The sequence below is a fragment of the Acinetobacter septicus genome (genome assembly GCF_019355975.1).
Classification (GTDB): Bacteria; Pseudomonadota; Gammaproteobacteria; order Pseudomonadales; family Moraxellaceae; genus Acinetobacter; species Acinetobacter ursingii.
The window spans coordinates 571,180-592,727 of the sequence record NZ_CP079898.1 but is presented as its reverse complement, the minus strand read 5'-3'; the positions used below and the strand labels follow the sequence as shown (position 1 = coordinate 592,727).

Below are 21,548 nucleotides of genomic sequence, written 5' to 3'. Positions count from 1 at the left end.
GATAGGTCAGCTAAAAAATGAATAATATTAAGGCGTTGTTTTTAAGTTATATGCTACTACAAATGGCTTTTATGATGATTTTACCAGCCATTGGACCAGTCATCAGGACACAAGGTCTCCAAGAATGGCATGCAGGTTTGATTGTCAGTCTTTCAGGTTTGTTCTGGATGCTCAGTGCAAAATTCTGGGGACAGCGTAGTGATGAGTTGGGACGTAAGAAAGTATTATTACCGCTCACATTGGGTTTCTTTATCTTTTATCTGATATGGGCTGTTTTTATTGGTTACACACTACAACACCCCTTAAGCATTTTAACCATGTTATCGGTGATGCTGATTTTGCGTTGTATTATTGCTGCTTTTTTCTCTGGGATCAATCCAGTGATGGTGGGTTATATTGCAGATCATTATGCACCTGAAGAACGTGCGTCAAAGATTGCCATGCTAGGTGCAGCGGCGGGTATTGCGATTTTTTTAGGGCCTTTTATCGGAGGTTTATTAGCTGGTTTAGACCTAAGTTTTGCTTTTTATTGTGCAGCAATTTTACCTTTATTTGCCTTGATGTTGACTTATTTTAAAGTACAGGAAAGCGACAGACTGGTTTTAGAGCTTTCTGAGAAAACACATCTAAAAATGACAGATTCACGCATTTGGTTTGAAGTATTGGTGATGTTCCTCACCATGAATTGCATTTTTACTTTTAATATGTGTATCGGTTTTTTTAGCAAAGACCATTTAAATTTGGCGACACAGCAACAAAGTGCGACTGTTGGCGGAATGACACTTAGTGCTGTCGGTTTGACTTTAATTATCGTACAAGTTTTGATTTCCAAGTTAAAACCTAAACGTCATCTATTCCTACTCGGTATAGGAATTTTATGCATGGCGCTTGGAACAATTTTATTTACACTTACCCAAGGTTTATTCTTCTTTATTGTTAGTGCTGTGATTATGGGTATTGGGGGCGGTTTAATTCTGCCGATGATCAATACCATGACTTCACTTGCTGTTGATGCTCATGAACAGGGTGCGGCATCAGGACTCATTTCTGCGGCACAAGGCCTGTCGATGCTGGTTTCACCATTGATTGCAACGCTGCTTTACCACTATAAAAACGAATTGCCTTACTGGATTGCTGGGATTCTATTACTGTGTTCTCTTATTTTTATTCCAAAACGTGTCAATGTTCAGAATAAATGGCTGATATCGGATCAATAAAAGTTCATTGATCATGAGACTTCTTTCATCGTTATTTAAAAACCCCTTTTATTTTCTGCCATCGCTAGAGATAACAGGGGCTTATGAAAGAAAATTTATGATCGATAAAAACTAAAAATAAAATTTAATTGGATTTTTTCAAAAAATTTAAGCTATTTTTAATAATAATGAGAATCGTTTATAAAAATCATATACAATTACTTACACGAAAATTGATCCTTTTTTGCGGGTTCAAACGTCTTAGTTAATACAAATACCAATTTCATCCATTTCAACACGCTTTTAAGGGGAAGCAGGATGAAAATAATTTGATCAAAATTGATACCGATTTAAGTGAATGTAATGATAGAACAACCGTCGAATGTTGAAAAAAAATCTCAAACTCTCCCAAAAAATACAAAATGGTTTGTAGTCATTGTGATTGTCATATTGGCGATAGTATTGGCAATTTACTGGTGGAAATCCCGTCAAACTCCAACACTGGAATATAGCCAGTGGAGTAAACCTGTACCTGTACGTGTAATCCCTGTACAAAGAAACGATATGCAATTTGAAATTAAGGCGATTGGAACTGTTGTTCCCACGCATCTTGTTAAAGTTCAAAGTCAGGTTTCTGGTGTATTGCAAAAGATTTTTTTTAAAGACGGGCAATATGTCAGCAAAGGGCAGCTTCTGGCTCAAATTGATCCAGCACCCTTTAATGTTGCTTTAGCTCAGGCTCAGGGAACCCAACAGCAAAATCTGGCTCAATTGCGTAATGCTGAAAGTGAACTGAACAGATATCAATTACTTTTTAAACAGGATTCGATTGCCAGACAACAAGTTGAACAGCAACAAGCGTTAGTCAACCAGTTAAAAGGACAAATTCAGGCGAATCAGGCACAGGTCGATGCAGCAAAGTTACAACTTTCCTATACCAAGATTTATGCGCCCATTGAAGGACGTGTCGGTTTTAAACAAAAAGATGCGGGAAATTTAATCCAAGCCAATGAAGAAGCAGGTCTAGTCAGCATTACACAGGTACATCCAATTTATGTACAGTTTGCAATCGCTGAAAATTATCTGGACGTGTTGCGAGGTTCTGTGCAAAAGGGTCAGAAAGTTCAAGTTACTGCGTGGGATCGCTCAGAAAAAAAACAGCTTGCGACAGGATATGTGGAAGCACTTGATAATCAGATTGATACCCATACAGGTACTTTAAAACTCAAAGCTATTTTTGAAAATCGCGATGATACGTTATTTCCAAATCAATTTGTCAATGTCCGTTTAAATGCTCAAACCATTCAAAATGCAATCAATATTCCCACAGATGCGATTCAAAACGGCGCTAAAGGGACTTATGTTTATATTATTAATAAAGACAATAAAGCTGAAATCCGCATGCTCAAACTAGGGATGAGTTCGAATGGTCAGACAGAGGTTTTACAAGGATTACAAGGTAATGAGCGAGTCGTTTTAGAAGGAATAGACCGTCTTGCTGAAGGTAAAGAAGCTCAAGTTGTTCAAGATGAAAAAGCGCCATCTACAACAACTAAAACAGCACGTGGTTAAGTGCAATGAATATTTCCCGTTTCTTTATTTTACGACCCGTTGCCACTACATTGTTAATGCTGGCACTACTATTTAGTGGTTTACTTATTTGGCGGTTTTTACCTGTTTCGGCATTACCACAAGTCGATTATCCTATTATTCAGGTTTATACCTTTCAACCAGGTGCTAATCCAGATACGGTTCAAAGAACCATTACAGCACCACTCGAACGTGAAATGGGCAAAATTGCTGGCCTCAAGCAGATGTCCTCAAACAGTTCTGTCGGTGCGTCTGTCATTACTTTACAATTTGAACTAAGTGCTGAGTTAGGGGTGGTTGAACAAGAAGTACAATCTGCTTTAAGTACGGCCAGTAGTAAATTGCCCAATGATCTACCGACGCCACCTGTCTACCGAAAAGTAAATCCTGCCGATGTGCCTGTGATTACTTTGGCGGTCAGTTCAGATACTTTGCCCCTCACCACTGTTTATGACATGGTGGATACTCGCATCGCACAAAAATTATCACAATTATCTGGTGTGGGAATGGTCAGTTTGGCGGGTGGGCAGCGTCCCGCTATACGTGTTCAAATGAATCCAACAGCACTGGCAGCTTATAAAATGAGTGCTGAAGATGTTCGTTCAGCCATTAATTCCGCCAATGCCAATCAGCCTAAAGGCAGTTTTGATGGGCCATATCGGACCACGATGCTAAATGCCAATGATCAGATTCGTTCTATTGCAGATTATGAAAATTTGATTTTGCGCTGGAATAATGGCGCACCGATTCGTTTGAAAGATGTTGCACAGATTCAGGAAGGAAGTGAAGACCGCTATATGGCAGCTTGGGCAGATCAGCAGTCTGCAATCTTAGTCAATGTACAACGTCAGCCCAATGCCAATGTGATTCAGGTCGCAGACCAGATCAAAAATATTTTACCTGAATTGCAAAAAAATCTACCTGAAAGTGTAAAAATTCGAGTCTTGACGGATCGTACTGAAAGCATTCGGAGTTCGATCCGTGATGTACAAAAAGAATTGGTTTTTGCAGTGTGTCTGGTGGTGATGGTCACTTTCCTTTTCTTAAGAAATTTGTCCGCGACCATAATTCCCAGTATTGCCGTGCCATTGTCGATTATTGCCACTTTTGTATTGATGTATTTTCTCGAATTCTCGGTAAATAACCTAACGCTCATGGCTCTGACCATCGCCACTGGTTTTGTGGTTGATGATGCGATTGTCATGTTGGAAAATATTACGCGGCATCGTGAAGCAGGAGAAAATCTCTTACAGGCTGCACTCAAGGGTGCAAAGGAAATAGGATTTACCCTGATTTCACTGACTATTTCATTAATTGCCGTTTTGATTCCATTGCTGTTTATGGGCGATGTCGTCGGACGCTTATTTCATGAATTCGCGGTGACTTTAGCGGCAGCGATCGCACTTTCTTTGGTGGTGTCTTTAACGCTCACGCCCATGATGTGTGCTTACTTACTTAAAGAAAATAAACATCATCAAAAAAATAGCCGATGGAGTCTGGATCAAGTCATTGACTGCTATGCAAAAGCATTACAATGGGTATTTAAACATCAGCCACTCATGCTCGGTATTATGTTGAGTACCGTGATTTTAGCAGGTGTTTTGTATTGGATGATTCCTAAAGGGTTTTTTCCTGTGCAGGATAGTGGTGTCATCCAAGTGGTGACTGAAGCACCAGATGATATTTCTTTTCAGGCGATGAGTGAACGTCAGCAAAACTTGGCCGCACAGATTTTAAAAGATCCTACTGTTGCGAGTTTGTCCTCATTTATTGGCATTGATGCCAATAATCCAAAACTCAGTAATGGCCGTATTTTAATTAATTTAAAACCACATGCAGACCGAAGTTCGGCGGAGCAGGTGATTGATCGTTTACGAGATCAACTTGCTGATGTACAAGGGATTCATGCTTGGATGCAGCCCGTTCAGGAACTAAGTATTGAAGACAAAATTAGTCGTACCCAATATCAACTCAGTCTCAGCACAGCAAAAACTCAGGATTTACAACAATGGACACCTGTTTTAGTTGATGCATTAAAGCAACAGCCTGAGTTTTCAGATGTCACCAGTGAAAATGGTGGACAAGCATTGCAGGCTTATATTGATGTCAATCGAGATGCCGCAGCGCGTTTAGGACTTTCCATTGAAGATATTAGTCTGGCATTGCAAAATTTATTTGCACAACGCCAGATTGCGACTTTGTATACACAGTCTAATCAATATCGGATTGTATTGGAACTTGATCCTGCATTGACCCAAGGGCTTGATGGTTTAAACCATACCTATATTCATAATGCAAATGGTGAAGCAATCCAACTGAGTGCTGTCGCAAGTATTGAGCAAAAAAGAGTAGCGAGTGTTTTGCAACAACAAGCCCAATTTCCAGCCAATACAATTTCATTTAATCTGGCGCAAGGTGTATCACTTGGAGAAGCGATTCAAGCGATCAAGCGAGTAGAACAGGAACTAAAACCTCCTGCTGAAATCAATCTGAGTTTACAAGGTGCGGCAGCCGCTTTTGAAAATTCGCGACAACATACTTTCTGGCTAGTCATTGCTGCAATTGTCACGATGTACATTGTACTGGGTATTTTGTACGAAAGTTTTATTCATCCGATTACGATTCTTTCTACACTACCGTCCGCAGCCATTGGTGCATTATTGGCATTATTTATGGTCAACCAGCCACTCGATATGATCGCGCTGATCGGGATTATTTTGCTCATTGGACTCGTGAAAAAAAACGGCATCATGATGGTCGATTTTGCACTGGCAGCTCAACGCAATGAAGGTTTATCTCCTGAACAAGCGATTTATCAAGCTGCCTTAATGCGTTTTAGACCGATTTTAATGACGACATTAGCCGCACTTGTCGGCGCAATTCCTCTCATGCTAGCGTCTGGTTCTGGCGCTGAATTACGTCAGCCACTCGGTATTGTAATGGTTGGTGGTCTTATCCTAAGCCAAATTCTCACTTTATTTACCACGCCTGTGGTTTATCTGTTTTTCGATCGTTTACAACGAATTAAGCATCAGCAGAACAAGATAAATCCATCTGTTGATGAATCAGGAGCAATCACTTGAATATCTTTGCTCTGTTTGTTCATCGACCTGTTGCTAGCGTTTTACTGGGCATTGCCATGATTTTGCTTGGAGTATTGGCATATTTTCGTTTACCCGTTGCGGCCTTACCTCAGGCAGATATCCCGACCATTGTAGTACGTGCAAATTTACCAGGTGCAAGTCCTGAAAGTATGTCAGCTACAGTGGCAACACCACTGGAGCGCGCCATGATGGGCGTGTCTGGCATCAAAGCGATTAATTCGTCTAGTAGTCAAAACTCGACCCAAGTCACTTTGCATTTTGATCTGGATACAGATATCAATGAAGCAGCGCGTGAAGTACAGGCCGCTATCAATGCCGCAATATCTCAATTGCCTTCTGGTATGCCTAGCCCTCCTGAATATTTTAAGGTCAACCCCAGTCAAAGCCCCATTTTTTATCTTGCGCTGAGTTCCAAATATTTATCTGCAGGTCAATTATATGAGTTGGCAACCAATCAGTTACAACCCAATCTTGCCCAAATCAGTGGTGTTGGTGAAGTTGAAATTGATGGTGCGTCAATGCCTGCAGTGCGTATTGTGTTAAATCCAAATGCTCTGATTTCACAAGGAGTTTCTTTGGAGCAAGTTCGACAGGCAGTTGAAAAAAGTAATGTCGTACAGTCATTAGGTGTCATTGAAAATCAGCAACATCGTTGGCAAGTTGCACTTTCAACCGATTTAAAAGCTGCGGCAGATTTTGACAATTTAATTATCCATCAAACACCGCAGGGTATTGTCAGACTAAAAGATATTGCAAAAGTAGAAGATTCCGTTGAGAACCGTTATGTCAGTGGTTTCCATAATGGTGAACCTGCGGTCATTATTAAAATCAGCAGACAACCCAATGCCAATACCATCGCAACGATTGAAAAAATCAAGGCCAAACTACCTGAATTAAATTCTCTTATTCCTGCCGATGCACAGTTGACAACAGTCATGGATGGTTCTGAAATTATTCATGCAGGTTTAAAAGAAGCGCGTGATACCTTGCTTTTTTCTATGCTATTGGTTGTGATTGTGGTTGCGCTGATGTTAGGAAGACAACAAAGTGCAATTGTGCCGACCATCGCCATGTTAGTTACTTTGATTGGCGCGACAAGTCTGGTTTATTTGGCAGGTTTTTCGCTGAACAATTTATCCATTATGGCAGTCATTGTTGCGATTGGGTTAGTCGTAGATGATGCCATTGTTGTTCTTGAAAATATTGAACGTCACATTGAACAGGGAGAAACACCATTTAATGCAGCTATTCAAGGCGTTCGGGAGGTTGGATTTACGCTGATTGCCATGAATCTGGCACTGATTGTGATTTTTATCTCTGTATTATTTATGGGTGGGGTCATTGAGCGGCTATTTAGGGAATTTTCGCTCACACTGGTTTTCATTGTTATTCTCTCAGTTTTTGTTTCTTTAATTTTAACTCCAAGTCTATCGGCCCGTTGTTTAAAGCCTTTAAATTCGCAGAATCATCAAGTTTTATATACGTATAGCCAACGCATGATGCAGTACTTAACACTGCATTATTTGCATTCATTAAAGTGGATCATGCGTCATGCATATCTCGCGATACTACTTTGGTTAGGTGCAATTGCGGGTTCAATCTATTTATATCAAAGTTTGCCTAAAAAGATTTTACCTGAGCAGGATACAGGCCGAATCGAAACATTCATTCGAGGGGATGATGGTTTTTCTTTTCAGATTATGCAGCCTAAAATTTTGACATTTAGCCAAAGTTTGCTCAAAGATCCTGCAATAAAAGATGTGATTGGAACTTCTGGCGGCGCTGGCGGAACCACCAATTCCTTCTTTATGGTGAGTTTAAAACCCAAAGCTGAACGCGATGGTCAGACAACGCATGAAATTGCTGAAAGGATTCGTCAAAATGCTCCGTGGTTAGCAGGGGCAATATTTTCGGCAAGAGTTCAACAGGATCTTGATCTGGAAGATCTTTTTGCTACAAGTGGAGGGCAGGACTATTTGCTGTTATTGCAATCGGATGATGTTGCCTTACTTAGAAAATGGGCGCCGAAAGTTGCAGAGGCGATGCAAAAACTACCTGAGCTTGAAGAGGTGGAAACTTTAGGCGATGAAGGGGCTCAGCATGTCACGCTCAATATTCATCGAGAGGCCGCACGACGTTTAGGCGTTGATATTGAAAGTATTTCAAGTGTACTGAACAACTCATTTTCACAACGACAAATTTCGACCATTTATGATCAAACCAATCAATTTCATGTCGTGATGGAAATTGATAAGCGTTTTACTGAAAATCCAGAATCATTGGCAAATATCAAAGTTCCGAATCAAAACGGTGAATATGTACCACTGACTAACTTCGCAACATGGTCATATGGAATTACAAATGATCGCGTACATCGACGCAACCAATATGCCGCAATGGGTATTGGCTATGTACTCAAACAAGGTTACACGGCTGAACAAGCCGAGACCGCGATTCGTGGTGTATTGCCACAGGTCATGCTGCCTCATCAGATTTTTGTTGCAACAGATCAAGATGTAGAAGCAGAAAGTTTACAAGCCGGCTTAAGTACACCGATGTTACTTTTAGCAGTTATTGTGCTGATTTATATCGTGTTAGGCGTAACTTATGAAAGTATGCTCCATCCATTGACGATACTGTCAACGGTTCCTGCTGTGGCTTTGGGCGGTTTACTCACACTTTGGTTATTTAATTTTGAATTTAGCCTGATCGCCTTACTGGGCATGTTTTTATTAATTGGAATTGTTGTAAAAAATGCAATTTTACTGATTGATTTCACCTTACAGCAACGTCGGCTGGGCAAGACAGCATTTGAATCGATTCTATCTGCGGCAGCATTGCGGTTTCGTCCTATTTTAATGACCAATACCGCAGCTTTATTAGGCGCTATTCCATTGGCACTCAGTACAACTGAAGGTTCTGAACTACGACAACCTTTGGGCATTGTGATCGTGGGTGGTTTGGCATTGGGTCAACTCTTAACCCTCTATACCACACCTGTGATGTATCTCTTGTTAGAGAAACTGGCTCAAATGTGTAAACAATTCAATATTACCAATGCCTTCGGCTATAGAAGATAGAAATAGATAGGAAAATAGAAAAGTGATCAGTTCGATTTTATCTAAACATCTACCCAGTTTTAGCTGTGTCTTACTAATTGTAGGGTGTAGTTCAAATATAGTGACGCATCCACCTGCTTATCAACAACCTGTTATTCAGGCAGATACGCAGTATAAATATGCTTCATTAAATTGGGTACAAACTCAAACTTTGACGCCCCAAACCTCTCAGTGGTGGCAACTTTATCAAGATACAAAGCTCAATACCTTGATTCAGCAACTTAATACAGAAAATTTAACTTTAAAACAGGCCGAAGCGCGTTATCGCAATGCGATCGCTTTACTTGATGAGCAACGTTCCGCACGTTTACCCAGCTTAGGTGTCGAAGGCACGGCAAATCGGAATGGCAGTAAAAATAATAAGGCGACTAGCCAATTTAGTGCAGGAATACAAGCCAGTTGGGTGCCTGACTTATGGGGCAGAGTGGCCAAAGCTGTAGAGGGACAACAAGCCAATCTGGAAGCTTCACAGGCAGACTTAGCAGCGGTCAAGCTGAATCAGCAACTTTTAGCAGCACAAAGCTACTGGAATATTCGATTATTAGATTTACAGCTCGATGTACTTAGACAAACTCGGCAAAGTTATGCACGTTCGGTGCAAATTTTAAAAAATCAATATCAGGCGGGTATGATCGCTCGTGCAGATGTTATTCAGGCAGAAACACAACTCAAACAAGTCGAAATTCAACAAATTGAACGACAACGTGAAAGAAACTTACAAGAAAATATCCTCGCTGTATTACTCGGCCAAACGGTTGTTCAGTTTCAGCTTGGCAAGCAAACAGCTCAGTTTAATGTCCCTACAATTCCTGCCCAGATTCCAAGTCATTTATTAATTCAGCGACCAGATGTAATTCGCACTGAACGAGAACTGGCTGCCACACATGCACAACTTGGTTTAGCGCAAACCGCATGGCTTCCAGACCTGAGTATTGGTTTAAATGGAAGCTTAAATAACAATATATTTTCACAACTTTTTCAATCACCAAACTATCTTTGGTCAATTGGTTTAAATACCGCAGCGACAGTATTTGATGGCGGAAAACGTAAAGCGGGGATTGATCAAGCACAAGCCAATTATGATGAAAAACTGGCTGCATATAAGCAAACAGTATTGACGGGTTGGAAAGAAGTGGAAGATGGCTTAATGCAATCAGCAAGTCTAAAACACCAAGCTTCAGAACAAGCTCAATTGTTAAATCTAGCCCATGAAAATGAACGTGTTGTCACTCAGCGTTATAATTCTGGACTGGTCAGTTATTTAGAAGTAGTTACAGCACAAAACTTACGTTTGCAAGCAGAACAAGATCGACTGGAATTACAACAACGTCAGATGATCAATTCAATGCAACTGATTGCAGCATTAGGCACAGGATGGGGCAGAGACTAATGTTGTAAAATTAATTTTAAATAAAATTGATAGTAATTCTCATTACTGATACATTAGCCACATTTCTGACGGTGTGACGTTACTCTCATGACGGCAAATCAACAAATCATCACGCATTACATAGCAGAGCTATATAAAGTTCACTATAGCTGGTTATATGGTTGGTTGTATAAAAAATTAGGCTCGGCTGAAAATGCCGAAGATGTTTTACAAGATACATTTACCAAACTGATTCGTAGTCAGGGATTGCTCGACATTCAGCAGCCTAAAGCTTATTTAACCACGACGGCGAAACGGATTTTAATTGATCGGGCAAGACATCAAAAAATAGAGCAAGCTTATCTTGAATATTTGACTCAGCAAAACCTCAGTTATGATATTAGTCCAGAACAAACGGTACTTGCGATAGATATACTCAATAAACTTGCACAGGTTCTGGATGGTTTACCTGAACGACAGCAGCTTGCGTTTCTAATGCATTACATTGATGATTTGAGTCTGGTCGAGATTGCCAAACAATTAAACGTGACCAGTAAAACCATTCATCATGATCTGGTTAAAACCTTAAGTCATTGTTATGCTGTGTTAAAATCAGATTTATAAATATATTCTTATAATAAGACGAATGTTCATGTCAAAACCTGACCAACAAATTGTAAACGAAGCAGCAGAATGGTTAATTACATTAAGTTCTGGTGACTATTCTCAGGATGATTTGAGTCAACTCGAATATTGGAAACAGCAAAGTCCTGAGCATTTAAAAACTTTTGAAGAATTACAACAATTTTTAAATCAAGTAGATGTACTTAAAGCTCAAAATCTACGATCACAACATCCAGTGGTTCAGAATAATATTTTAAGAAAAACGTCGACCAAGAAAAAAACAGCACCTCTATTATGGGGGAGCAGTTTAATCATTGCGGTGATTACGGCTTGGGTGGTTTCTCAGTTACCTTATCAACGTTGGAACGCAGATCATTCAACGGAAGCGCAACAATGGCAACAGAATATTTTATCTGATCAAAGCTCCATTCAGATGGCGGGTCAAACAGCGTACAATCTACAATACAATTTGGATCAGAGAAAAATACATTTATTTAAAGGAAATATTTTGGTTCATGTCGCCAAAGATCGTAGTAGACCTTTTGTAGTTGATTTAGGAGATATCCAAGTACAAGCATTAGGGACTCAATTTATTGTCAATTACGATCATGATCAGGTTCGTGTCAGCATGATTGAATCGAAAACCAAAATTTATTCTGTGCATCATCGTTTTGAACCCATTATGCTTGAAACAGGTCAAAGCTTTAATTTTTCTGGAAATCAGGTGCATATAGAGAGCGTGAATCCAGATATTTTACAAAAGTCATGGCTTAATAAAAAAATGGTTGTCGATGATATGGCACTGGATCAAGTCTTGGACATACTTGAAAGCTATCAGTCCAGTAAATTTATTTATAACTACAAGACATTGAGTCAATACCGTGTTAATGCCGTATTGCCATTGGATGATCCTGACTCAGCCATGCAATTATTAAAAGACCAACTCCACCTAAGTACTTATTCCGTCGGCGATTTATTGACTGTTATTCAAAAAGATTAAAAATCTATAAAAAAACTTCCTGTTTTGATTTCTAAAACGTCTTAGTTAATAGGCAAATATAAATGATGTAAGGAAATTAAAATGGGGTCTATTCGTCGTCCATTTCTCAATCCAAAACCTTTAGTTTTAGCGATTCATATGGCAACTCTCTCTATTGCTGCTTTACCAGTGATTACTCATGCAGCGCCTACGCAAGTCAACATTCCAGCGGGGAATCTGGCACAAGTGCTGAATCGTTATGCCTTAGAGCAGGGTGTTAATATTGTTTTTGACAGTCGCTTGTTTTCAGGAGTTAGAAGTCAGGGAATACAGGGCTCGTATGAAACTCATGATGGTTTTACAGAATTATTAAAAAATACTAATTATCAAATTAAACAAACTTCCAGTGGTTATCGCGTAGAAGAAAAAAATAAAAATAATAAAAAAGAAGAAGTGGTTAAATTAACACCACTTCAATCGAAAGCCAATCAGAGTGGGCGATCAGGTTTAGCATCTTCGGATTCTGTGCTTCCGACGATTACCCTTGAAGCTGACAATCAAGATGAGCCCTTAAAACGGGTCAATACTGTGGGTGTTTTAGGGAATAAAAGCGTAATTGATACGCCATATTCAATTACCACAAAAACTGCTGAAGAAATTGAAACCAGACAGACAAACTCTTTAGGTAAAATTTTTGTCGGTGATCCAAGTATTGTCACAGAAGTTAATTCATATAGCAGTGGATGGAGTACACCAGTTTCGATTCGTGGCTTAAAGCTCGATGAAACGAATGGTTATAAAGTGAATGGTTATTCAGTCAGTGCATGGGGGGGAGAATTTCCTGTTGAGCTTGCACAGAATGTAATGGCTTTAAAGGGTTTATCAGGCTTAATGTATGGTTTTGCAACACCTGGTGGGATTATCAATTATCAAACCAAACAACCTACTGAAGAAAACCTTCTAAGTACAAAAATAGGTTATCGAAGCGCTGGTATCTTATCTGCAAGTTTGGATGCAGGCGGCCGAGTCGGAGAGGATAAACAATTTGGCTATCGGTTCAATATCGTTAAGGAAAAAGGTGAGACTTATAATGGTTCAGATGCTGACAATTTAGCAACAGCATTAGCACTTGATTATCGTATTTTGCCAAATTTAGTGTGGAAAGGGGAGATTCTTTATCAAGATCGACATTTAGATAATGAAGCTTCAATGTTTTCATGGTGGGGATTTGAAGGTAATAAACTTCCAAAACCTATTGATGGTAGTGATAAACATATAGTAAAAGGTGCTTTTTATACGATTCATTCTGCACTTGCACAGACAGGATTGTATTGGCAAATTAATGATGACTGGAAAGCCGAAATCACTCAGGCGAGAACTAGAAATCGTAATTTTGTGAATAAAACTTTTGCCTATATTTTGAATGAACAAGGGGATTATTCAATAAACATGTATCAATTAGGCGGGGAAAGCGTTCGTGATACCAGTCAATTAATGATAAATGGTTTATTTAACACAGGTTTTATCAAACATGATTTAGTTTTTGGTGGATCTTTTGAAAAAAAAGAAATGCGTGATGGAAACTATAACTGGGACGCGAATGTTGCTACAGGCAATATTTATCAACCCCAAACCACTTACTATGATAAACCGATGGACTTTACTCAAACAGATTCTGGAAATATTTATCAAAAACAAGTCTTTGCAAGTGATACGTTAAGTCTTAATGACCATTGGCAGGCAATCATTGCGGGACGTTATATCAATTACAATAATCAAGCAAATACTTATCAAAAAGAAGTGGTTACACCAACTTATGCTTTAATTTATAAACCAATTGAAGATTGGTCATTTTATGCAAGTTATTCAGAAGCATTGGAAGAAGGTCAAAAAGTCACAAGTGGTTCTGGTCAGCAATATGCAAATGAAGGTCAATATTTAGATCCAACCATTAGTAAACAGTATGAAATTGGAACCAAATATCAACAAGATCGATGGCATGCATCAGCTGCTTTATACCGGTTAGAACGTATGGCGACAATCGATGAGATGATAAATGGTCAGCTATATCTCACTCAAAATGGTGAAACCGTCTATCAAGGTTTTGAATTGATGGGGGGATATAAAATTACCCCAGATTTAACTATAAATGCAGGGATCAATTTAAACGATCCAAGTATTGAAAAAGTCAGTGAAGCAAATATTGAATATAAAGGGAATCGTCCATCTGGTGCATCCAAAATCCAAGCAGTGGTTCAAGCTGACTGGAATATACCTTATATAGAAGGTTTAAGTGTACATGGTGATGTACGTCATTATGGTGATACATGGTACAACGATGAAAATACCATTAAATTTGATGATTACACCTTAGTTAATATTGGCAGTGGTTATCAGACGCGTATTTCAAATAAGCCTGTGACTTTTAGAGCTGATATTAATAATTTACTTAATAAAAAATACTGGATGAACTCTGGTGCAGGAGAACCAATTACGTTTGTTTTAAGTGCAAAAGTAGATTGGTAAATCATATTTATATTCAAAAATAAAGGCGCTTTAAAGCGCCTTTATTGATTAAATGCTTAAGCTGCGTTTTTAGGTTTGACCATATTATCAATCGCTAAAATCTCAGCAATCACTTCATCCGATAAAAGCTGTTCTTCGCGAATTAAACTGAGAACGCTTAAACCTGATTCATTTGCAGTTTTGGCAATACGAGTCGTTGTTTCATAACCTAAATATGGATTCAATGCAGTGACGATACCAATCGAGTTTTCTACTTGAGCTTTACAATGCTCGGCATTGGCAGTCACCGTATCAATGCATTTGGTTCTAAACATTACCAAAGCACGAGATAACAACTCAATGGATTCAAATAATTTAAATGCAATCAATGGTTCCATTGCATTCAATTGAAGTTGACCTGCTTCGGCTGCCAAAGTAACCGCTAGATCATTTGCAATAATCTGAAAACAAACCAGATTTAATGCCTCAGGAATCACTGGATTAACTTTACCTGGCATAATTGAACTACCTGGCTGACGCGCTTCAAGATTAATTTCATTAATTCCTGTACGCGGACCGCTGGACAATAAGCGCAGATCATTGGCAATTTTTGATAATTTCGTTGCTGTACGTTTTAGCAAACCTGATAAAAGGACAAAATCGCCCATATCTGAAGTGGCTTCAATCAAATCTGGTGCAGACTGAATATTTTTTTGGCTAATTTCAGACAAAGCCTGAATCGCAAGTTGCGTATAACGATACTCAGTATTAATCCCTGTACCAATTGCTGTGCCACCCAAATTCATATAATTCAACGTGTTTGGCGCAATGCTATTGATTTGAGCTAAATCTTTTTCAAGTGTCGCAGCAAAAGCATGGAGTTCCTGACCAAGTGTCATCGGTACCGCATCTTGAAGTTGAGTACGTCCCATTTTCAAAATATGAGAAAACTCCTGACCTTTGGCGCGCAAACTTGCAATGATGTCTTCAAATGGTTTATTTAGATCATCTAAACTAAATAACAAACCTAAGCGAATTGCAGTAGGGTATACATCATTGGTGGATTGTGACATATTCACATCATTATTTGGATGTAAATATTGATATTCGCCTTTTTTATGATTGAGATATTCAAGTCCAATATTAGCAATCACTTCATTTGCATTCATATTGGTCGAGGTTCCAGCACCACCTTGAATCATATCAATGGGAAACTGTTCATGAAATGAACCATTTACAAGTTGTTCAGAAGCATATTTAATCGCTTCAAGTTTGATATTATCAAGTTTACCCAACTGGTTATTTGCTTGCGCACATGCCAGTTTAACCATAGCTAAAGATTTAATTATATTCGGAAATTGTTCTATTTTATTTGAACTTAAGTTGAAGTTTTCTATGGCTCTTAAAGTTTGAATTCCAAAATAAAATTGATTGGGTACTTCACGAAAACCTAAAAGATCTTTTTCTGTACGTGTTAAAATTTCGGCGTTCATTTTTTTATCTGTCTGAGGAAGATAATTCATCATAAAATTGGTAAGAAATAATTTCTAATGCATAGATTAAATTTGCTATGCAAAATTTGCATACTGTGATTATAATTTGATGATCTTACGCTTAGACCATACACATGAGCCTTGAAATTCGCTGGATTGAAGATCTTTTAACCCTTGAACAAGAACGATCAATTTCTAAAGCCGCAGAACGAAGATTTGTTAGCCAATCTGCATTTACCAGACGAATTCAACATCTTGAGCAGGCATTAGGCTTTCCAATTTTAGATAGAGACAGTCGGCATCTTGAGTTTACCGATGCAGGACAGATTTTACTTGCGACCGCTAAAAGTATAGAAAATCAATTACAGGCAACATTGGCTTTATTAAATAATTTAAATAGATCAAAAGAAATTACGGTTCGTTTTGCTGTCGTTCATTCTTTAAGTTCAACGTTTTTTTCAAAGTTTATTCAGCTATTTCCAGAGCATTTACAAGAGTTTAAAATTGAGTTAATTGCTGCTAATGTGGGAGAGGGTTTTAAACTTTTAAAAGAAGGAGCATGTGATTTTTTTATTGGTTACATTGATCATAATAAAATCAATCAAATAAATACTGATATTATTGATTATTTAAAGTTAGGGCAAACTGAAATTATTCCAGTTTGCATTACTCATAATAATGGCGAAGCTAAGTTTGATATTAATAAACATTTTCCATTACTTTCATATAGTAAAAATGCGTATTTAAGAAATCTAGTAGATCAAGTGATATTAAATCAATTAAATTATCGGATTTTATATGAAACAGATCATGCAAATAATTTAAAAGATTTTGTTATGCAAGGAGCAGGCGTAGCGTGGTTACCTAGAATTACGATTGAAGATGAACTAGCAACGAATAAAGTCAAAATTTTAGCAGATACAAAATTTAGCATTCAGCAAGAAATTTTTATTTTAAGGAATAAGTTAAACAAAGATTCCTCTCTACAGCAGATCTGGAGTTTTTTAAAAAAAGTTCAGGTTTGAACTAGATATGGACTTTGCTGCTTGAATAAACTGCTAAATTTCATAATTTTTTAAATGGATAACTTATGAAAACTATGTATATAAGATCATAGACTTAGTTTTAATGAATGGTTAATTTTATAAAATTATGCCAAAAAACATAGTAATTATGATGAAAATTATTACACTAGTATATTGATTTTAAAAAAATAAATACTCTAAAATGGTTATAGTTTTTAGCTGTTGTCTGAATTTTTCTTTTATCCCATAGCGTATGGATGAATCATTTTTTTATGTCAAATAAGTATTCCAAATTTTTTCCAAATCATGACGAATTTAATCTAGATAATTTTCCTTACTACTGGATTACACAAGTCTATGGTCTGTATGTTGCCAAAATGGACAACTCTTTAAAAAAATACGGTTTAGATAATTCTAGACGTCGTATTTTATTGACGGCTTATCTTTATCCAAATGCAAGTGTTTCTGATTTATCGGAAATGACGTTAATAAAAATATCAACGACTACCAAAATTTTAATTCGTCTGCGTGAAGAGAATTTGATTGAAACCATGTTGTGTCCCGATGACAACCGAGTGACTCGAGTTAAATTGACACAACAAGGTGAAGAAATGGTCAAAAAGATTAATGAAATGACGGTTGTGTTGTTTGAAGATAGTTTTAAAGGACTAAAGCCTTCTGATATTGACCGTTTAAATGATTCATTGAAGATCATTAAACAAAATTTGGAATAGTAGCGCGTCTAAACTCACACCTTCGTTCGACTCATGGCTTCTAGAGTGTCCTATAGAATGCCATTGAGTTATATTGAATTGAAATGACGAATTTGTTTTAGCAAATCAATAATAATCTATACTCATTTTTTCTTTCAGTGGGCGCACGATGAACGCAAGGCAAAACTTGCTGTTTGGGATGATCTACTGCCAATCGCCAAAGATGTCCTGAGCCTAAGTTCAAAGGGTTTGCATCAGGTTTAGGCTGATAATGTAGATCGAAAAAATGGTCTTCTAGGAACATTTCAAATTCATCTTCTGGACCATGATACAGTTGTTTGAGTTTTTCTCTAATTGCTGGAATCTTAATTTTTTGCTCAACTTGATCGTTGGGTAAAATGTCACTGGCTGGACCAAAATAAGTACATAAAAACGTATCAGTCTCGATCGGTGAACGATCAATATGATATGAATAAACATCTGTGGAAATAAAATCGAGATCTTCATCACGCTGATAATTTTTAAGCAAATTCAGTACAGGTGATGCACCAAAATCAGTTAATAATTGCATATCTTTTAAAATAATGTCTCTTGCTAAATGTCCATTTTCCGAGAGTTTCAGCTCTAGAAGGTCTTCTATCGAGATTTCTGTAATATTCTCTTTTAACACAAGTTTATCAACAATCTCTTTGAAATCACCAATTAGGTTTCGATGCCAGCAAATCGCATTCATGCTTTTTTGAAAATTTGAATTTATCAATTCAGAAAAAGTTGAAACTACACTAATTTGACGACTATCGGAAAATGTACTGGCCATATAAGAATGAAATAAAGAGTGTATTGCGCTTTATTATATAACATTGAACTCTGAAAATTACATTTGCATACTTGCGGCAAAAATCTTGTAAAGATGATTAGACCTTAACATAAAAATCTAAATTACAAGGTGAGCCAAATACCAGTCATTATCAGCTTGTTTCATGAGCCGAATAATTATTCTATTTAAATCAATATATGAGCCGATTTAAAACGTATTTAGCTTATGACGGATTTCCAGAATCTATGTTTCATCAGAATGAGCCGAATAATTTGAATAAATAGCTCACATTTTGAGCCGAATAAAAGCTATAATCAGCTCATGGAATAGGGGATGTTAATGAAAAAATGGGTCTGGCAAAAAGCTAATTGGACTAAATTTAAATGGGATGACACACTCGTCACGGTCAAATTGCGCTTAATCCATAAGAAGATAGGTCAGTTGGTTGGCGAGAGCAAAGCATCACCAGATGCTGAAGCATTACCCTTAGATATGCTGCTAACCAACCTCGTAGCATCTTCTTTAATTGAGGATGAAAAGTTAAATGTTCGCTCACTCAAATCCTCTTTAGCTCGTCGTTTAGGTGTAACAGAAGAAAATCCTGCGCCACTTCAGGATAAAACTGAAGGATTAGCCAATATCATGATGGATGCCGTAAATAATCATAATGCGCCATTAACTATGGAGCGCCTGTTGCAATGGCATAAATGGCTTTTTCAAAATATAGAACGCTTTGATTATGCCGCCCAGAAAATCAAAGTAGGAGAGATTCGAGATAATGCGGCTCCCATGCAGGTTGTGGGTGGTTCTATTTATGGCACATCAACCAAGCTTTATTTTGAAGCACCAGAAGGTGGAGAACATTTACTAGGACTGATGCATGAATTCTTAGAATGGTTTAATCATTCTAAAGATGATGTCATGCTTGATCCGTTGTTACGAGCTGCTCTTGCTCATTTTTGGTTTATAACATTACATCCATTTGAAGATGGTAATGGTCGTATCACTCGTGTCATCACAGATTTAGCATTAGCGCAAATGGATCACCAGAGTATTCGTTTGTATGCGATGTCAGTGGCAATCCATGAAAATCGTAGTAGCTATTATGAAATTCTTGAGAAGTGTCAGAATAATACCTATACGATTAATGAGTGGTTAATCTGGTTTTTAGATACGTTAGAGAGAAGTATCGACAGGTCTTTATTGAGACTGGATAGAACGATTGCCAAAGCTAAATTTTGGAGTTCTTATTCGCATATTGAATTCAATGAAGCCCAGAATAAAGTTTTAAATCGTTTACTTCATGGCGAAGAGATTGATTTTCCTCATGGGATCAGTGCTTCTCAGTATCAAAAAGTGACTGGTGTAAGTAAAGCGACAGCAACACGCCATCTAGTTGAGCTTTTAGAAAATGATGTATTGTATAAACTCGAAGGTGGTGGTCGTAGTACGCGCTATATATTGAAAATAGACAAAGAAAAGTTTATTTAAGAGATTCAAAATTACTGAGCTGTAGCTACAAACAGTATTGCGTAGGCCACAGTCTAGGATATTCTATTTAACATAATCTATATTATACGAAGTTATATGCTATAAGTATTTGTTTTTTAAATAGTTTTATTTTTATAATTCACGACCATTAGCAGCTTAATTTATTTCCTCTATACCCATAAGATCAATTAATGAGAAAGTATGTTGAATACTTTCCCATATCATATTGATTTAGCTTGCTTGTTTAAAATCACCAAAAGCTTTAATTTCATATGGCAAACCCACATAATTTTCAGCCAGTGTTGTTTGCCCAGCAATTGAACTTAAAATATAGCTGAGTTCTGCCTGTTTTATTTTATGGTCAAATTCACTTTCATTTTCAAAGCGATGCAACAAATGTGTCATCCACCATGAAAAACGCTCTGCTTTCCATACACGTTTCAGACATTTTTCAGAATATTCAAGAATGCCTTGGTCAGAACCCTTCTGATAATATTCAATAAGTGCGCTGGATAAATATGCGATATCTGAAGCAGCCAAATTTAAACCTTTGGCACCAGTTGGCGGCACAATATGGGCAGCGTCACCCGCCAAAAATAACTGACCAAAGCGCATTGGTTCAGTTACAAAGCTTCTTAATGGTGCAATACTTTTTTCAATTGATGGCCCAGTAATCAAATGCTTACGACTTTCAGGATCAAGGCGATTTTTTAATTCGTCCCAAAACTGTTCATCTGACCAATTTTCTACATTATCTGTCAATGGAACTTGTAAATAATAGCGACTTCGAGTTTCTGAGCGCATACTACACAAAGCAAATCCACGTTCAGATTGTACATAGATTAATTCATCTGCAACTGGTGGTACGTCTGCCAAAATTCCTAACCAACCAAATGGATAAACTTTTTCAAATGTCTTTATTTGATCTTGTGGAATACTGGCGCGACATACACCATGATAGCCATCACAACCTGCAATAAAATCACATTCAATTTGATAACTTTTTCCTTGAGACTCAAAGCTAACTTTAGGTTTTTCATAAAAATCAAAAATCTGTACATGATTTGATTCATAAAATGATGTTAAACCTGCTTGGTCACGCGCTTGCATCAGGTCTTTAGTCACTTCCGTTTGACCGTAAACTGTGACTTGTTTACCATTGGTTAATGCTGATAAATCGACACGATGCTTTTTTCCATCAGTTAAAATTTCTATGCCAGAATGCGCTAAACCTTTTTGATTTAGATTTTGATCAACCTCTGCCTGTTTCAATAAATCGACTGAAACTTGTTCCAAAATACCAGCACGAATCCGCGATGCAACATATTCAGCACTACGTTGTTCAATGATGATGTGATCAATTCCAGCTTTATAAAGTAATTGACCGAGTAATAATCCTGCTGGGCCTGAACCAATAATAGCCACATTAGTCTTCATGATTTCCATAACTTCATCCTTGCGATTTCCTTTCATTAAATTACGTGCTTATATGCCTGAGCTCTATATTTCAAATGAACTAGAAT

Annotated in this window: 14 protein-coding genes; 11 read left to right on the top strand and 3 right to left on the bottom strand. The window is 37.6% G+C overall.

Features of this window, described 5'->3' with window-relative positions; genetic code table 11:
* Nucleotides 1–17 precede the first annotated feature (17 nt).
* The 8 genes from I6L31_RS02940 (at nucleotide 18) to I6L31_RS02905 (ending at nucleotide 14,507) form a co-directional block, all read left to right on the top strand.
* Nucleotides 18–1,217 (top strand): MFS transporter, encoded by a 1,200-nt coding sequence (locus I6L31_RS02940; RefSeq protein WP_005004406.1) that lies wholly within the window; start codon nucleotides 18–20, stop codon nucleotides 1,215–1,217.
* A gap of 342 nt (nucleotides 1,218–1,559) precedes the next feature.
* Entirely contained in the window at nucleotides 1,560–2,768 is a 1,209-nt protein-coding gene (locus I6L31_RS02935) for an efflux RND transporter periplasmic adaptor subunit (RefSeq protein ID WP_005004405.1), read from the top strand.
* 5 nt (nucleotides 2,769–2,773) lie between these two features.
* A complete protein-coding gene (locus I6L31_RS02930) occupies nucleotides 2,774–5,869 on the top strand; it encodes a multidrug efflux RND transporter permease subunit (RefSeq protein WP_005004404.1) in 3,096 nt (1,031 codons plus the stop codon).
* A complete protein-coding gene (locus I6L31_RS02925) occupies nucleotides 5,866–8,970 on the top strand; it encodes an efflux RND transporter permease subunit (RefSeq protein WP_005004403.1) in 3,105 nt (1,034 codons plus the stop codon). The genes I6L31_RS02930 and I6L31_RS02925 overlap by 4 nt, the downstream gene beginning before the upstream one ends.
* 22 nt (nucleotides 8,971–8,992) lie before the next feature.
* On the top strand, nucleotides 8,993–10,399 hold the full coding sequence (locus tag I6L31_RS02920) for an efflux transporter outer membrane subunit (RefSeq protein ID WP_005004402.1): 1,407 nt from the start codon (nucleotides 8,993–8,995) through the stop codon (nucleotides 10,397–10,399).
* Between the two features lie 87 nt (nucleotides 10,400–10,486).
* A complete protein-coding gene (locus I6L31_RS02915; protein WP_005004401.1) occupies nucleotides 10,487–11,002 on the top strand; it encodes an RNA polymerase sigma factor in 516 nt (171 codons plus the stop codon).
* A 28-nt stretch (nucleotides 11,003–11,030) separates the two neighbouring features.
* Entirely contained in the window at nucleotides 11,031–12,002 is a 972-nt protein-coding gene (locus I6L31_RS02910) for a FecR family protein (protein WP_005004400.1), read from the top strand.
* Between the two features lie 81 nt (nucleotides 12,003–12,083).
* Nucleotides 12,084–14,507, top strand: a complete 2,424-nt coding sequence (locus I6L31_RS02905) for a TonB-dependent siderophore receptor (protein WP_005004393.1) — start codon at nucleotides 12,084–12,086, stop codon at nucleotides 14,505–14,507.
* A gap of 56 nt (nucleotides 14,508–14,563) precedes the next feature.
* On the opposite strand, the gene I6L31_RS02900 is transcribed toward I6L31_RS02905, so the two are convergent.
* Nucleotides 14,564–15,979, bottom strand: coding sequence for an aspartate ammonia-lyase (locus I6L31_RS02900; protein ID WP_171064975.1), 1,416 nt, complete (start codon nucleotides 15,977–15,979; stop codon nucleotides 14,564–14,566).
* A 134-nt stretch (nucleotides 15,980–16,113) separates the two neighbouring features.
* On the opposite strand from I6L31_RS02900, the gene I6L31_RS02895 reads away from it, so the two are divergent.
* Together I6L31_RS02895 and I6L31_RS02890 are read left to right on the top strand one after the other, a co-directional pair.
* The gene (locus I6L31_RS02895; RefSeq protein ID WP_005004390.1) at nucleotides 16,114–17,004 is read left to right on the top strand and encodes a LysR substrate-binding domain-containing protein; all 891 of its coding nucleotides are present in this window, start codon (nucleotides 16,114–16,116) and stop codon (nucleotides 17,002–17,004) included.
* Between the two features lie 272 nt (nucleotides 17,005–17,276).
* Nucleotides 17,277–17,738, top strand: coding sequence for a MarR family winged helix-turn-helix transcriptional regulator (locus I6L31_RS02890; RefSeq protein WP_035272105.1), 462 nt, complete (start codon nucleotides 17,277–17,279; stop codon nucleotides 17,736–17,738).
* A 97-nt stretch (nucleotides 17,739–17,835) separates the two neighbouring features.
* Here I6L31_RS02890 and I6L31_RS02885 read toward each other — a convergent pair whose 3' ends face one another.
* Complete coding sequence (locus tag I6L31_RS02885) at nucleotides 17,836–18,534, bottom strand: hypothetical protein (protein ID WP_005004385.1); 699 nt, start codon at nucleotides 18,532–18,534, stop codon at nucleotides 17,836–17,838.
* A 339-nt stretch (nucleotides 18,535–18,873) separates the two neighbouring features.
* Between I6L31_RS02885 and I6L31_RS02880 the strand changes: the two genes are divergently transcribed.
* The gene (locus tag I6L31_RS02880; protein WP_035272312.1) at nucleotides 18,874–20,025 is read left to right on the top strand and encodes a Fic family protein; all 1,152 of its coding nucleotides are present in this window, start codon (nucleotides 18,874–18,876) and stop codon (nucleotides 20,023–20,025) included.
* Nucleotides 20,026–20,256: 231 nt separating this feature from the next.
* Here I6L31_RS02880 and pobA read toward each other — a convergent pair whose 3' ends face one another.
* The gene (gene pobA / locus I6L31_RS02875; protein WP_004987727.1) at nucleotides 20,257–21,471 is read right to left on the bottom strand and encodes a 4-hydroxybenzoate 3-monooxygenase; all 1,215 of its coding nucleotides are present in this window, start codon (nucleotides 21,469–21,471) and stop codon (nucleotides 20,257–20,259) included.
* Nucleotides 21,472–21,548: the final 77 nt, after the last annotated feature.

Bases quoted from the DNA above. Each gene is read 5' to 3' on its own strand.
- I6L31_RS02895 (WP_005004390.1), top strand. From the start codon at position 16,114: ATGAGCCTTGAAATTCGCTGGATTGAAGATCTTTTAACCCTTGAACAA.
- I6L31_RS02900 (WP_171064975.1), bottom strand. From the start codon at position 15,979: ATGAACGCCGAAATTTTAACACGTACAGAAAAAGATCTTTTAGGTTTT.
- I6L31_RS02940 (WP_005004406.1), top strand. From the start codon at position 18: ATGAATAATATTAAGGCGTTGTTTTTAAGTTATATGCTACTACAAATG.
- I6L31_RS02905 (WP_005004393.1), top strand. From the start codon at position 12,084: ATGGGGTCTATTCGTCGTCCATTTCTCAATCCAAAACCTTTAGTTTTA.
- I6L31_RS02910 (WP_005004400.1), top strand. From the start codon at position 11,031: ATGTCAAAACCTGACCAACAAATTGTAAACGAAGCAGCAGAATGGTTA.
- I6L31_RS02890 (WP_035272105.1), top strand. From the start codon at position 17,277: ATGTCAAATAAGTATTCCAAATTTTTTCCAAATCATGACGAATTTAAT.
- I6L31_RS02930 (WP_005004404.1), top strand. From the start codon at position 2,774: ATGAATATTTCCCGTTTCTTTATTTTACGACCCGTTGCCACTACATTG.
- pobA (WP_004987727.1), bottom strand. From the start codon at position 21,471: ATGGAAATCATGAAGACTAATGTGGCTATTATTGGTTCAGGCCCAGCA.
- I6L31_RS02885 (WP_005004385.1), bottom strand. From the start codon at position 18,534: ATGGCCAGTACATTTTCCGATAGTCGTCAAATTAGTGTAGTTTCAACT.
- I6L31_RS02915 (WP_005004401.1), top strand. From the start codon at position 10,487: ATGACGGCAAATCAACAAATCATCACGCATTACATAGCAGAGCTATAT.
- I6L31_RS02935 (WP_005004405.1), top strand. From the start codon at position 1,560: ATGATAGAACAACCGTCGAATGTTGAAAAAAAATCTCAAACTCTCCCA.
- I6L31_RS02880 (WP_035272312.1), top strand. From the start codon at position 18,874: ATGAAAAAATGGGTCTGGCAAAAAGCTAATTGGACTAAATTTAAATGG.